Source organism: Streptomyces sp. WG7, from assembly GCF_049975785.1.
Lineage (GTDB): Bacteria > Actinomycetota > Actinomycetes > Streptomycetales > Streptomycetaceae > Streptomyces.
In genome coordinates, this window is record NZ_JBNGGE010000168.1 from 1 (window position 1) to 809 (window position 809).

At 69.0% G+C, this 809-nt stretch carries 1 protein-coding gene; it reads left to right on the forward strand.

Annotated elements, in window-relative coordinates:
* The coding region (locus ACP4J0_RS38570; protein ID WP_426604124.1) for a polyketide synthase dehydratase domain-containing protein at positions 1–809 on the forward strand (809 nt) is incomplete at both ends.

Below are 809 nucleotides of genomic sequence, written 5' to 3' on the forward strand. Positions count from 1 at the left end.
GTCGACGGGTGTGTGTTGACGGGGCGGTTGTCGTTGCGTTCGCATCCGTGGCTGGCCGATCACGTGGTGTTCGGGTCGGTGGTGTTGCCGGGGACGGCGTTCGTGGAGCTGGCTCTGCATGCGGGTGAGCGGGTGGGTTGTCCGGATCTGGCGGAGCTGACGCTTCAAGCGCCGTTGGTTCTGCCGGAGTCCGGTGCGGTTCAGGTGCAGGTGGTGGTCGGGGAGGCCGACGGTTCGGGTGGTCGTTCGGTGGCCGTTTACTCGCGTCCGGACGATGAGGATGTGCCGTGGGTGCGGCATGCCGTGGGTGTGCTGACGGACGACGTTCGGTCGGGTGTGGCTGATCTGTCTGTGTGGCCTCCGGCCGGTGCGAGTGCGGTTGAGGTCGACGCGGCGTACGAGACGCTGGACGGGGCTGGTCTCGTTTACGGCCCGGTGTTCCAGGGGCTGCGTGCGGCCTGGCGGCGTGATGGCGAGGTGTTCGCCGAGGTGTCGCTGCCGGCGGAGTTGCACGGTGCTGCCGAGGGGTTCGGTGTGCATCCGGCTCTGCTGGACGCGGTGTTGCACAGTCTGGCCCTGGGTGGTGTTCTCGTGGGCGCTGATGAGGGCGCGCGGTTGCCGTTCGTGTGGAGTGGTGTGCGGTTGCACGCTGCCGGTGCGTCGGTTGTTCGGGTGCGGGTGGCGTCGGCCGGGGACGGTGCGGTGTCGCTGGAGCTGGCCGATCCGACGGGTGCCCCGGTGGTGTCGGTGGAGTCACTGGCGCTGCGCGCGGTCTCGCCTGACCAGATCGACACCGCACACGACAACCG